The sequence below is a fragment of the Acidovorax sp. GW821-FHT11A03 genome (genome assembly GCF_058809075.1).
This window is the reverse complement of sequence record NZ_JBXASG010000003.1, coordinates 515,704-528,194: the sequence shown is the minus strand read 5'-3', so window position 1 is coordinate 528,194 and position 12,491 is coordinate 515,704. Positions and strand designations below refer to the sequence as shown.

General features: G+C 65.9%; 9 protein-coding genes and 3 tRNA genes. 2 read left to right on the top strand and 10 right to left on the bottom strand.

Annotation, left to right across the window (positions count from 1 at the left end; genetic code table 11):
- Positions 1 to 224 precede the first annotated feature (224 nt).
- Positions 225 to 2,096, top strand: coding sequence for a M14 family zinc carboxypeptidase (locus AC1RVY_RS09715; RefSeq protein WP_370627725.1), 1,872 nt, complete (start codon positions 225 to 227; stop codon positions 2,094 to 2,096).
- A 64-nt stretch (positions 2,097 to 2,160) separates the two neighbouring features.
- Here the strand turns inward: AC1RVY_RS09715 and AC1RVY_RS09710 are convergent, their stop codons facing one another.
- Positions 2,161 to 3,912, bottom strand: coding sequence for a cation:proton antiporter domain-containing protein (locus AC1RVY_RS09710; RefSeq protein ID WP_218294245.1), 1,752 nt, complete (start codon positions 3,910 to 3,912; stop codon positions 2,161 to 2,163).
- Positions 3,913 to 4,127: 215 nt separating this feature from the next.
- Here AC1RVY_RS09710 and AC1RVY_RS09705 point away from each other — a divergent pair.
- Positions 4,128 to 4,204: transfer RNA gene (locus AC1RVY_RS09705), tRNA-Arg, on the top strand.
- A 127-nt stretch (positions 4,205 to 4,331) separates the two neighbouring features.
- Here the strand turns inward: AC1RVY_RS09705 and AC1RVY_RS09700 are convergent.
- The 9 genes from AC1RVY_RS09700 to AC1RVY_RS09660 form a co-directional block, all read right to left on the bottom strand.
- Positions 4,332 to 4,535: a hypothetical protein gene (locus AC1RVY_RS09700; RefSeq protein ID WP_055400780.1), complete on the bottom strand. Its 204-nt coding sequence runs from the start codon at positions 4,533 to 4,535 to the stop codon at positions 4,332 to 4,334.
- A gap of 181 nt (positions 4,536 to 4,716) precedes the next feature.
- A tRNA-His gene (locus AC1RVY_RS09695) sits at positions 4,717 to 4,792 on the bottom strand.
- Positions 4,793 to 4,840: 48 nt separating this feature from the next.
- Positions 4,841 to 6,769, bottom strand: a complete 1,929-nt coding sequence (locus AC1RVY_RS09690; protein ID WP_492806398.1) for a SurA N-terminal domain-containing protein — start codon at positions 6,767 to 6,769, stop codon at positions 4,841 to 4,843.
- Between the two features lie 60 nt (positions 6,770 to 6,829).
- Positions 6,830 to 6,905, bottom strand: a tRNA-Val gene (locus AC1RVY_RS09685).
- A 15-nt stretch (positions 6,906 to 6,920) separates the two neighbouring features.
- Entirely contained in the window at positions 6,921 to 7,193 is a 273-nt protein-coding gene (locus AC1RVY_RS09680; protein WP_008906675.1) for an HU family DNA-binding protein, read from the bottom strand.
- Positions 7,194 to 7,668: 475 nt separating this feature from the next.
- The gene (gene pgsA, locus AC1RVY_RS09675; protein WP_218294243.1) at positions 7,669 to 8,235 is read right to left on the bottom strand and encodes a CDP-diacylglycerol--glycerol-3-phosphate 3-phosphatidyltransferase; all 567 of its coding nucleotides are present in this window, start codon (positions 8,233 to 8,235) and stop codon (positions 7,669 to 7,671) included.
- 60 nt (positions 8,236 to 8,295) lie between these two features.
- The gene (gene uvrC / locus AC1RVY_RS09670) at positions 8,296 to 10,305 is read right to left on the bottom strand and encodes an excinuclease ABC subunit UvrC (RefSeq protein WP_492806397.1); all 2,010 of its coding nucleotides are present in this window, start codon (positions 10,303 to 10,305) and stop codon (positions 8,296 to 8,298) included.
- Between the two features lie 112 nt (positions 10,306 to 10,417).
- The gene (locus AC1RVY_RS09665) at positions 10,418 to 11,398 is read right to left on the bottom strand and encodes a Bug family tripartite tricarboxylate transporter substrate binding protein (protein WP_218294241.1); all 981 of its coding nucleotides are present in this window, start codon (positions 11,396 to 11,398) and stop codon (positions 10,418 to 10,420) included.
- 82 nt (positions 11,399 to 11,480) lie between these two features.
- A complete protein-coding gene (locus tag AC1RVY_RS09660) occupies positions 11,481 to 12,461 on the bottom strand; it encodes a Bug family tripartite tricarboxylate transporter substrate binding protein (RefSeq protein WP_218338933.1) in 981 nt (326 codons plus the stop codon).
- Between the last annotated feature and the right edge of the window lie 30 nt (positions 12,462 to 12,491).

Genomic DNA, 12,491 nt, shown 5'->3' with positions numbered 1-12,491 from the left:
GTGCCCGCTCGCAGGGGGTGGCGCTGAGCCCCCAGGGGCCGCGATCACCCAAGCTTGCGGCAAGGCGCCTTCGAGAGTCGCCGGTGAAACTGCGTGGAAAAGCGGCAATCCGGGTGTCAACCCTGTGTTTGCAACGGGATGTACGCTGACACGGTACTGCGGGGGCGGGCAGGTAACATCACCGTAACAAGCCGCCCGCGAGGCTCCCAATGGCAGAAACCACCATGACCATGCATTCCCCTTTTCTCCGCCACCCAACGGACGCCCCTGCCGCCCTGGTTGCGCCCGCCTTTTCGACAAGGCGGATGCCCTTGCGCGCGTCGGCGCTGCTGGTCGCCGTGCTGCTGACGGCCTGCTCCAGCACGCCCCTGCCCCCCTGGCCGTCCACCCCTGCCGCCAGGACCACCGCACCGGCCCCGCTGCCGCGTGTGCAGCAGGGCACCGTGGTGCCCACGCCGCTGGGCCAGGCATCGCAGGCGCAACGTCAGGGGGCCATCGCCAGCCCCCTGCCACCACCCGCCGCGCTGGTGGTCCAAAACGAAGGCCCCATGGCACCGCCCTATGGCGCAGCCGTGGCAGCCCGCTTCCCCGACCCCGCCGTGGCCTACAGCACGCCTGGCCTGGGCCCGGACCGCCGGGCTTTCACCACCAATGCCGAACTCGGCCAATGGCTGCTCTCGCTGGCTGAACCGGCCCCCCGCGGCCCCACGCGCACCAGGTTGCTCCATCTGGGCACGTCCCAACGCGGGGAGCCCATCCAGGGGCTGCTGGTCACCCGTGCCGCTGGCACCGAGCCCGCCAACCTGGACACGAGTGGCCGGCCGACGGTCGTTCTGGTCGGGCAACAGCATGGCGACGAACCTGCGGGCAGCGAGGCCCTGCTGGTGATCAGCCGCGAACTGGTGCAGGGGCTGCTCGAGCCCCTGCTCGACCGCATCAATGTGGTGGTGGTGCCCCGGGCCAATCCCGACGGCGCGGCCGTGGGTACGCGTGTCACGGCCAATGGCGTGGACATGAACCGCGACCACCTGCTGCTCAACACCCCGGAGGCCCGCGCGCTGGCCAAGGTGGTCAATGACTACCGCCCCATCCTCGTCGTGGACGCCCACGAATACACCGTGGTGGGCCGCTACCTGCAAAAATTCAATGCCATCCAGCGCTACGACGCACTGCTGCAATACACCACCACCGCCAACTACCCCGAGTTCCTGACCAAGGCCTCCCAGGAGTGGTACCACCAGCCGATGGTGGCAGCGCTCAAGGCGCAGGGCCTCACGAGCGACTGGTACTACACCACCTCGACCAATCCGGAGGACAAGCGCATCTCCATGGGCGGCACACAGCCCGACACGGGCCGCAACGTGAACGGCCTGAAGAACACGGTGAGCCTGCTGATCGAAACACGGGGCGTGGGCATCGGGCGCATGCACATCCAGCGCCGCGTGCATTCGCAGGTCACGGCCATCGCCAGCGCGCTGCGCAGCACGGCCGAGCGCGCCGGCAACCTGGAGCAGGTCCGCTCCTTTGTCGCGCGGGATGTGAGTGCCCTCGCCTGCCGCGACCAGGCCGTGATCGAGGCCGCCGCCACGCCCACCCAGCGGGAGCTGGACTTCCTCGACCCGGAGACAGGGGCAGACCGCCCCATCCGCGTGGACTGGAACTCCTCCCTCACCTTGCGCCCGACCAAGACCCGGGCCCGGCCCTGCGGCTACTGGCTTTCGGCCAGCTCCACCGCCGCCGTCGAGCGCCTGAGGCTGCTGGGCCTGCAGGTCATGCGCGTGGCCGAGCCGGGCTCCGCGCTGGCCGACATCTACCGTGAAACCGCCCGCGAGGCAGGCGACCGCCAGGATGTGATCGGCACCATCGCGGGTGGCACAGGAATCGTGCGTGTACAGGTGTCGCCCGTGCGCAGCGCCATCGACGTGCCCGCAGGCAGCTTCTACGTGCCGCTGAACCAGCCCCGCGCCAACCTGGCCCTTGCCGCGCTGGAGCCGGACACGCAAAACAGCTATTTCGCCAACCACCTGATCGAAGAGCTGGGGAACACGGCGCGCATCATGGCGCCTCCAGCACTGGTATTTGAAGAAACCGACTGATTTGCTATTCAATTCATAGCATTCAGCGCTTTCCACCAAAGCGCTACAGGCCTCAAAGACCAAGCTAGACCCGGCTGTGCAGCGATGCCGGGCTGGTGTGGCGTGCGAGGCGGGCCTCCGTGCGTTCCAGCACATGGCGGGCCATGGCCTGCGCCAGTGCCTCGTCGGCCAGGAACACCGTGCTGTCGCATTCCTGCGCCAGCCTGCGGGCCTCGTCCCCGCTATGGCTGCGCACCACGGTTTCGATGTGGGGATTGAGAGTGCGCGCGGTAGTGATGATCTGGCGCACATTGAGCGTGTCCGGTGTTGCGATCACCAGCATCGCGGCCCGTGCGATGTGGGCCTGGATCAGCACCGCGGGGTCCACGGCGTCGCCAAAGACCGCCGCAATGCCCGCTTCCCGCAATGACTCCACCAGTTCACGGTTCTGCTCCGCCACGACGAATGGAATGTCATTGGCAACCAGCACCTGTGCCACGCGGCGCCCCACCCTGCCATAGCCCACCAGCACCACCTGCCGAGCGAGATACCGGGCGTCGGTGCTCATGGGGAGCTCCGCGAGCGGATCGTCCCGCTGCTCCAGCCGCCGCGCCAGCTCCGAGCGAGCGCGCAGCCAGGTCTGCAAGGGAGCAATGGCATGGAACAGCATGGGGTTGAGCGCCATCGAAATCAGTGCCCCCGCCAGCACGAGGCTGGCCCCTTCAGGTGGCAGCAGCCCCAGCGAAGAACCCAGCGCCACCAGGATGAAGGAGAACTCCCCGATCTGGGCCAGGCTCGCGGACACCGTGAGGGCGGTATTGAGCGGATAGCGAAATGCCAGGACCAGCGCGGCAGCGGCCAGCGTCTTGCCCAGCATGATGATCGCCACCACCGCCAGCACCTGCACCGGGCGGTCCCACAGCACGGCCGGGTTGAAGAGCATGCCGACGGAGACAAAGAACAGCACGGCAAAAGCGTCGCGCAACGGCAGGGATTCTTGCGCGGCCCGGTGGCTGAACTCTGATTCACGCATCACCATGCCGGCAAAAAAGGCCCCCAGCGCAAACGAAACCCCAAACAGGGCCGCTGAGCCAAAGGCAATGCCCACGGCGGCCGCCACCACGCACAGCGTGAACAACTCCCGCGAGCCCGTGCGTGCCACCTGCCAGAGCACCCACGGAAACAGGCGGCGCCCCACCAGCAGCATCAACGCGACAAAGCCGCCCACCTGCAGCAGCGTCCATCCCAGGGCCTGCCACAGTGCCGCGCCATCCACATCCTTCGCCGCAGCGCCATCGGGTCCGCTGCCGCCCAGCCAGCCGGCAAGCGGCGGCAGCAAGACCAGCACCAGCACCATGGCCAGGTCTTCCACCACGAGCCAGCCCACGGCAATGCGGCCTGTGTGGCTGTCCAGAATACCCAGGCTTTCAAGGGCACGCAAAAGCACCACCGTGCTGGCCACCGACAGCGCGAGGCCAAACACCAGGGCACCGCCCAGCCCCCATCCCCACCAGGTGGCCAGCGCCATGCCGAGCGCGGTGGCCACCATCATCTGCACCACAGCCCCGGGCACGGCGATTTTTCGCACGGCCAGCAGATCCCCCAGGGAGAAATGCAGGCCGACGCCAAACATCAGCAGCATCACACCAATTTCTGCCAGCTGGCTGGCCATCGCTGCATCCGCCACAAAACCGGGTGTAAAAGGTCCGATCACCACCCCCGCCAGCAGATACCCGACCAGCGCGGGCAGCCGCAACCGCGCGGCCACGAAACCCAGCGCCAAAGCAAGCCCCAGCGCAGCAGCAATGGTGTGTATGAGCGTGACGCTGTGGGGCATGGTGTGGCCAGATCGAGGAAATGGATGGCGAGCGCGCGTGTCCTCGTTATAACCGCATCCGCCTTGCCCCTGCTACCACCGCATCAGCGCGGGCGGGTCTGTCCAGGGCAGCACTGGCCACGGGTTATGATCCACGCTCTGCGCAATCGCGCGGTTGCGGAAGATTTCCGCAAGGCAAGTAGGCCCCCGTGCGCCAAAAGCCCATCTCCATCTATCTGCCCGTAGCTCAACTGGATAGAGCAATAGCCTTCTAAGCTATAGGTCGGGGGTTCGAGTCCCTCCGGGCAGGCCAGCTTCCTTTACAGGCCAGGCGCTGTACCAAGCCCCTCTGCAAAAACCAGGGCACAGGCCACAAAGGCATCCATGCGGTTTCGCACCCACCTGCCCGGGCAGCTCCATGCCCCGGACAGCGGGAACCACTATCGGTTGGGCTGAGGAACTGCCGCGTAGTTCATGGCAATGGCCTGCACCACTGCTCCGATCAAGGCGCCATCTCCCGCGCTCTGGGGTAGAACCTCGCGCACGATCTGGACCGCGTACTCCAGTTGCTCCTTGGCAAGGGCTGCGGACATGGCGTTGCCACGCTTTTCACTGGGCGACGCATCGCGGATCACAAGGCTCATGGAAGACTCCGAAAAGGAATGAAGGCACAGTATGCGCTGTGCCACAAGATCTGCGGCAACCACTGAGGCCTTCAGCCACAAAGATGTCCCTCGCCTGGAGCACGCTGGTGACCGAGAGCTACGTTGCGGGCCTCAAAAGCAAAAAAGCGCTGCAACTATCGTTGCAGCGCTTTTGCATGTTTGGGGTGGCTGATGGGGCTCGAACCCACGACAACAGGAATCACAATCCTGGACTCTACCAACTGAGCTACAGCCACCGTAGCTTTGTATTATAGCCTGGGATTTTCATCCCACGGCCAATTTGATCAATTTTCTGCGGTAGCTTGTGCCAGGGCGGACGGACGAGGCGCCTTGATCTCTGCCTTGAAGCGCTTTTTCAGCATCTCGTAGTACGCCTGGCCCTCGGCCGATGCCCACCATTGCAGGTATTGCTGACGTTCTTGCTGGGCACGCTGCGCATCGGGGGCCTGGCGTGGCACCACACGGTTGACCTTCACCACCGCGTAGCCTTCAGCCCCCAGGTCCACGCCAGTCCAGGCCGGCAGGGGTTCCGTAGGTGTGTGCAGCGCGGCATCAATCACCGGCCGGGGCAGGCTCTGCACCTGCTCGCGTGAGATCTGGACAGGGGCGCTCAAGCCACTGGCGCTGGACGGAGTCGCCTTCCACGCTGCCAGCTTGGCTTCGCCTTCCTTGCGCGCCAGCTCCGAGGCCTTCTGCCCAATGTAAAGCTCCCGCACGCGGGCGCGAACCTCTTCCAGCGGCAGTGTCCTGGCGGGGGTGTACTGCACCACGCGGCCGGCTGCCATCTGGCTGGGCCCGACTTCCACGGCCTCGGTATTGCGCTTGTTCTGCAGCGAGTCCGAAGAAAAGAGGGCTTCGAGGAATTTGGCATTGGCCAGCGGGCCAGCCGCACCAGGCGCCGGCGTGCGGGTGATGCCGGATGCCGCCTGCACCTTCAGCTTGAGCTTGTCGGCCACCGGCTTGAGGCTGTCAGCCTGCTCGTACACACCATTGGTGAACGCTTCGGCCACTTCCGCGAACTTGCGCTGGGCCTGCTGCTGCTTGAGCTCCGCCTCCATGGCGGGGCGCAGCTCTTCGAAGGAAGGCTGGCGGGGCGCCTTGATGTCGGTCAGCTGAATGATGTGGTAGCCGAAGTCTGTTTCCACCACATCGCTGATGTCGCCCTTCTTGAGCGCAAAGGCCGCGTCTTCAAACGGTTTGACCATGGCGCCACGCCCAAAGAAATTCAGGTCGCCGCCGCCCGTGGCCGAACCCTTGTCGTCCGAAGCTTTCTTGGCAACCTCCGCGAACGTGGCGGGCGCCTTGCGCACCTGTGCCAGCAGTTCGGTGGCGCGGGCCTTGGCCTTCTCGCGGTCGGCCGAAGAGGCCTCCTTGGGGGCATTGATCAGGATGTGGCTGGCACGGCGCTCTTCCTTGCCTGCCATGCGCGCCACGTTTTCCTTGTAGTAGGTGCGCAGATCATCCTCATTGAGCGTGATGCCGGAACGCACGCTGTCGAGGTCCAGCACCACGTACTCCACCGCGGCCTGCTCCAGCTGCTGGAACTGGGCGGAGTGTGTCTTGTAGTACGCCTCCAGGTCTGCATCCGTGGGCACCACCTTGCCGGCGAAGTCCGTGGACTTGAAACGGGCCACCTGGACTTCGCGCTGCTCGTACAGCGAATCCAGCGCAACCTTGACCTGGGCATTGGTGCCGAACACCGAACCCATCACGCCGCCAAGGACCTGGCTGGTGGAAAGATCACGCCGTACGTTCGCCTCGAAGCCTTCGGGTGTCAGGCCTTGCGTACCCACCAGGGCCCGGTAAGCCTCCGCATCGAGCGTGCCGTCCGCGCGCTTGAGCCCGGCGATCGCGGGGATCTCCTGCAGGCTGCGAGCCAGGCGCGAGTCGCTCGTCACCAGGTGCATGTCCTTCGCGGCGGCGGCCAGTACCCGGTCGCGCACCAGCCGCTCCAGCGTGGCATAGCGGGCCTGCGGCGAGTCCAGGAGCTTGGGATCGACCGAGGGAGACTGCGCGCGCATGCGGTCAGTCTCCATGCGATGTGCGTTGTCCCAGTCGGTCTGGTTGATCTTGTTGCCATCGACGCGCGCGACCACAGGGCTCTTTTCAGAGAAGTAGTTGCTGTCAATGCCCACCAGCACAAACGATGGAATGATCAGCAAGAACAATAAGACCATGACGATCTTGGAGTGCTTGCGGATGGATTCAAACATGGTCGATCTTTCAGAAGGCAAAAAACAAAAGGCGAACTTGCGTTCGCCTTTGTTCGGTGATGGTGGGTCCTGACGGTCTCGAACCGCCGACCTACTCCGTGTAAAGGAGCCGCTCTACCAACTGAGCTAAGGACCCCACCTAAACTGATCCTCAGTTCAAGGCATCTTTCAATGCCTTGCCAGGACGAAACTTCGGAACTTTAGCAGCTTTGATTTTAATCGTTGCGCCCGTGCGGGGATTGCGGCCCGTGCGGGCAGCGCGCTTGCCGACCGCAAAAGTGCCGAAACCGACGAGCGAAACGGTGCCGCCCTTCTTCAGGGTCTTCTTGACGGCCTCGATCGTGGATTCCAGGGCACGAGCAGCAGCGGCCTTGGAGATGTCGGCGTTGGTAGCGATGTGCTCAATCAGTTCGGTTTTGTTCACAAGAAGCCTCTCGGAAAAGAGTTGATGGAATGTCTCGCGGATATCTGGTCTTCACACGTCCGAAAGCACAGCCAAGGGCTGGTTGAAAACAGACGGGGGAATGACTGGCATACACAGCAGTGGCTGCTGCATCAGATTAAAGCCATCGAGTTTCCGGGTGTCAATACAACACGCTGCTTTGGAGCAGCGTTGCGTCGAATTCTAGTCGTATTTCACGCTGCGACAGGGCTTGTGGGGCGTTTTTGTCTCAAACATGCCGTATGGGCAGCATTCCGTATTGACACCCCAGTTCCAGCACTGCACGGCGGGCTGAAACACGTTGCCGCGCACCGGAATGCAGGGCGTCGGCGGGGTGACAAGAAGTACGCGGCCCCCGCCCCCCAGGGAGCCGGCGCCCCGGCCAGGGCGCGCGCCGAAAGGGGGCGAAAAGTCGGGCCTGGCCCAGGCCATGGCGCCTGCGGCCCACGGTTCCATGTCACTTCACGCGCGCGCGGATCTCGGGCAATGCCTTTTGCAGGTAGTAGACCATGGACCAGACCGTGAGCACGGCGGATGCCCAGATCAGCCAGGTGCCCCACACCCCGGTGTCGATCATTCCGAACAGACGCCCGTCGTACAGCAGGAACGGGATGGCGATCATCTGCACCGTCGTCTTGACCTTGCCGATCATGTGCACGGCCACGCTCTTGCTCGCGCCGATCTGCGCCATCCACTCGCGCAGGGCCGAGATGGCGATCTCGCGCCCGATGATGATGAGCGCCACGAACACATCGGCGCGCTGCAGATGGACCAGCACCAGGAGCGACGCGCAGACCAGGAACTTGTCGGCCACCGGGTCCAGGAAGGCGCCAAAGGACGAGGTCTGGTTCAGCTTGCGGGCCAGATAGCCGTCCAGCCAGTCGGTGGCGGCAAACACCACGAACATCACGGTGGCGATCAGGTTGCGCGTGGCGGGGTCCAGCGGCGCATAGAACACCCCCACGATCAAAGGTATCGCGACGATGCGCGTCCAGGTCATCAAGGTGGGGATAGTCCAGAACATGGCGGCGATTGTGTCACGGCGGCACGGGGAACTCCGGGTGCGCCGCGATCAGCACGGCGTCTAGCGCAATGCGCGGTAGATTTCCTCGGCAAGCTCGCGCGAAATGCCGTCCACCGTGGCCAGGTCTTCCACGCTGGCCGATGCCACGCCCCGCACACCGCCAAAGCGCTGCAGCAGCCGGGCGCGCTTCTTGGGGCCCACTCCGGCGATCTCCTCCAGTTGGCCCCCGCCCACGCGCACCTTGGCGCGCGCCGCGCGCATGCCGGTGATCGCGAAGCGGTGGGCCTCGTCGCGGATCTGGGCCACCAGCATCAGCGCGGCCGAGTCCTTGCCCAGGTAGACCTTCTCGCGCCCGTCGGCGAACACCAGCTCCTCCAGCCCCACCTTGCGGCCTTCGCCCTTTTCCACGCCCACGATGCGGGTGAGGTCCAGCCCCAGCGCGGTGAACACCTCGCGTGCCACGCCCACCTGGCCCTTGCCGCCGTCGATCAGCACCAGGTCGGGCAGGCGGGCCACGCCGCGGGGCTGAACGGGCTCGCCGGCCCCTGGCGCCGGGTTGGCCGCAAAGTCGATGCCCCCCGCCTCGCGCGCGGCTTCGGCCACCTTGCTGTAGCGGCGCGTGAGCACCTGCCGCATGGCGGCGTAGTCGTCGCCCCCGGTGATGCCTTCGATCTTGTAGCGGCGGTATTCGCTGCTCTGCATCTTGTGGTGGTGGAACACCACGCACGAGGCCTGGGTGGACTCGCCGGCCGTGTGCGAGATGTCGAAGCACTCGATGGTGAGCTGGTCCAGGTCCTCGGGCGGCAGGTCCAGCGCTTCGGCCAGGGCGCGCGTGCGCGCCTGCTGCGAGCCCTCTTCCGCCAGCAGGCGCGCCAGCTGCAGGTCGGCGTTCTTTTGCGCCATGTCCAGCCAGGCGCGCCGCTGCTCGCGGGGCTGGTGCACGGCGGTCACGCGCAGGCCGCACTGGTCCCCCAGGGCTTCCAGCAGCGCCTTGTCCACCGGCTCGCTGGTGACCAGTACCGGGGGCACGGGCACGCCGATGTAGTGCTGTGCAATGAAGGCCTCGAGCACCAGCACCTCCACGCGGCGGGCGACGCGGGTGGGGGTGGCGTCGTCGGCGCCCTCGCCCCCCTCTTCCTCGAACACGGCCGCGGCGTCCTCCACATGCACGGGGAAGTACGGGCGGTCGCCCAGATGCCGCCCGCCGCGCACCATGGCCAGGTTCACGCAGGCACGGCCACCCAACACCCGCACGGCCAGGATGTCCACGTCCTTGTCATGAGCGGTCTCGATGGACTGCTGGTGCAGCACGCGCGACAGCGCCTGGATCTGGTTGCGCACCTCTGCGGCCTGCTCGAACTCAAGCTGGCCGGAGTGCGCCATCATGCGCGCCTCCATGGCCTGCAGCACCTCCTGCGTCTCGCCGCGCAGCATGGCCTCGGCATGCGCAACGTCGGCGGCATAGGCTTCGGGCGATATCAGGTTGACACACGGCCCCGTGCAGCGCTTGATCTGATACAGCAGGCAGGGCCGCGTGCGGTTGGCGAACACCGTGTCCTCGCAGGTGCGCAGGCGGAACACCTTCTGCAGCAGCTGGATGGACTCCTTCACCGCCCAGGCGCTGGGGTACGGGCCGAAGTAGCGGTGCTTCTTGTCCACGGCGCCCCGGTAGTACGCCATGCGCGGAAAAACCTGCGAGGGCGAATCCCCGCGGCCCGCCCCGGCAGCCCCCGGCGTGCCGGTGATCTTGAGATAGGGGTAGCTCTTGTCGTCGCGGAACAGGATGTTGAACTTGGGGTTCAGCGTCTTGATCAGGTTGTTTTCGAGCAGCAGCGCCTCTGCCTCGGAGCGCACCACCGTGGTCTCCATGCGCACGATCTTGCCGACCATGTGGCCGATGCGCGTGCCGCCATGGTTCTTGGTGAAGTAGCTCGAGACGCGGCGCTTGAGGTGGCGCGCCTTGCCCACATAAAGCAGCGCGCCCTCGGCGTCGAAATAGCGGTAGACACCGGGCAACGCGGGCAGCGCAGCCACCTGCGCCAGCAGTTCTTCGGAATGCACATCAGACATGCCGCATATTGTGGCTGCGCGCAGGACAGCGCACAGCCACCTCCACCCGACATGCTACAGAAATAATAGCCACTGGCGCTTGTCAATCAAGCGCCGAAGGCCAATTTGATCCTTATTCCGCTTCGATCTTCGAGGTCTTCACCACCGAGGCCCAGTTGGCCAGATCGGCCTTGACCTTCTCGCCCAGCTGCGGGGGCGACTGGTAGTCGGCCGTGGCGCCCTGCTCCTGGGCCTTCTGCTGGAAGGCCGGGTTCTGCACCACGGTGCGGATGTCGGCCGTGAGCTTGTCCACCACGGCCTTGGGCACGGCGGCCGGGGCGAACACCGCGAACCACGAGGTGGCATCGACCTTGGGGTAGCCCGCCTCGGCGGTGGTGGGCACGTCGGGCAGGCTGGGCAGGCGCTGCTTGCCGGTCACGGCCAGCACGCGCAGCTTGCCGCTGGCGATGTGGGGCATGAACGGGGGCGCGGTGCCGAAGGTCAGGTCCACCTGGCCGCCCAGCAGGTCCTGCAGCGCGGGGCCCGTGCCCTTGTAGGGCACGTGCACCATCTTCACGCCGCCCTGCTGCTCCAGCATGGCGCCGGTCACATGCTGCAGCGAGCCATTGCCCGACGAGGCGTAGTTGAGCTTGCCCGGGTTGGCCTTGGCGTAGGCGATGAGCTCGGCCAGCGTCTTCACGGGCAGGTCGTTGCGCACCACGATGATCTGCGGGGCCGAGATCACGTTGGCCACGGGTTGGAAGTCGCCTTGCTCCCACTGCTTTTGCCTGGTGATGTGGGGCGAGATCACGTGGTAGCCGGAGTACTGCATCAGCAGCGTGTAGCCGTCGGCCTCGGCGCGCTTCACGGCGGATGCCGCGATGTTGCCGTTGCCGCCGCCCTTGTTGTCCACCACCACCGACTGGCCGAGCACGGGCGCCAGCGCCTGCGCCAGCATGCGGGCCGACAGGTCCGTGGTGCCGCCGGCGGCGGTGGGCACCACCAGGGTCACGTTCCTGGACGGGTAAGCGCCCTGCGCCCCCACGCTGCCAACACAGCAGGTGCCCAGGGCCGCGAGGGCCAGGATGGTGAATTGTTTGCGGGTTGTGTTCATGAACGCGATGTCTCCGTTGTCGTTGTTGCGAAGGGTTTGACCCCCAAAAAAGTGAAAAGCCGAAAGGGGCGGCGGCCGCCCATCAATCGACCGTCGCCCCCGTGTCCTTGACGACACGGCTCCACTTGGGCAGATCGGATTGCACCAGCGCGGCCAGCTGCGCCGCCGTGCCCTTGAAGGGCTCGCAGCCCACGGTGGCCAGCTTGTCCACCACGTCCTTGTGCTCCAGCGCGCGGGCCACCTCGGCCTGCAGCAGCGCCACGATGGGCGCAGGCGTGCCGGCGGGTGCAAACAGCGCATACCAGGGCGCCTGGCCAAAGCCCTTGAGGGTTTCGCCAATGGTGGGGGCATCCGGCAAGGCCGCCACGCGTTTTTCATTGACCACGCCCAGCACCTTGAGCTTGCCCGCCTTGATGAACGCAATGGCCGACGGCAGGCTTTGCACCGACAGCGGCACCTGTCCGCCCACCACGTCGGTGGCCGCCGCCGCCGAGCCCTTGTAGGGAATGTGCTGCAGCTGGATGCCGGCGGCCTTCTGCAGCATCTCGCCGATCAGGTGGTTCAGCGTGCCATTGCCGGCCGAGGCGATCGAATATTTGCCGGGGCTGGCCTTGGCCAATGCGACCATTTCAGCCACCGTGCTGGCGGGGAAGGATGGGTGTGCCACCAACACATAGCCCGCCGTGGCCACGGGCGCCACAGGCGCGAAGTCCTTGACGGGATCGAACCCCGGGTTCTTGTACAGCGCGGGGCCGATCACATGGGCGCTGTCGGCCGTGAGCAGCAAGGTATAGCCATCGTTGCGCGCACGGGCCGTGGCGCCCGTGGCCAGCGTGCCGCCCGCGCCGGGGCGGTTGTCCACGATCACGCTCTGGCCCAGTTGCTCGCCGAGCTTTTGCGCCACCACGCGCGCAATGGCGTCGTTGGCGCCGCCCGCCGCCTGGGGCACCACCACGGTGATGGGCTTGGAGGGGTACTTGTCCTGCGCGCCCGCGGCCAAGGCGGCGGAGCACAGCACGGCGGCGGTAAAGATGCGGCGGGACAGCGGGGTGTGAAATGTCATGGCGTTTGTCTCCTCGTGTTATTGGGGTAA

Bases quoted from the DNA above. Each gene is read 5' to 3' on its own strand.
- AC1RVY_RS09715 (WP_370627725.1), top strand. From the start codon at position 225: ATGACCATGCATTCCCCTTTTCTCCGCCACCCAACGGACGCCCCTGCC.
- AC1RVY_RS09710 (WP_218294245.1), bottom strand. From the start codon at position 3,912: ATGCCCCACAGCGTCACGCTCATACACACCATTGCTGCTGCGCTGGGG.
- AC1RVY_RS09700 (WP_055400780.1), bottom strand. From the start codon at position 4,535: ATGAGCCTTGTGATCCGCGATGCGTCGCCCAGTGAAAAGCGTGGCAAC.
- AC1RVY_RS09690 (WP_492806398.1), bottom strand. From the start codon at position 6,769: ATGTTTGAATCCATCCGCAAGCACTCCAAGATCGTCATGGTCTTATTG.
- pgsA (WP_218294243.1), bottom strand. From the start codon at position 8,235: ATGTTCTGGACTATCCCCACCTTGATGACCTGGACGCGCATCGTCGCG.
- uvrC (WP_492806397.1), bottom strand. From the start codon at position 10,305: ATGTCTGATGTGCATTCCGAAGAACTGCTGGCGCAGGTGGCTGCGCTG.
- AC1RVY_RS09665 (WP_218294241.1), bottom strand. From the start codon at position 11,398: ATGAACACAACCCGCAAACAATTCACCATCCTGGCCCTCGCGGCCCTG.
- AC1RVY_RS09660 (WP_218338933.1), bottom strand. From the start codon at position 12,461: ATGACATTTCACACCCCGCTGTCCCGCCGCATCTTTACCGCCGCCGTG.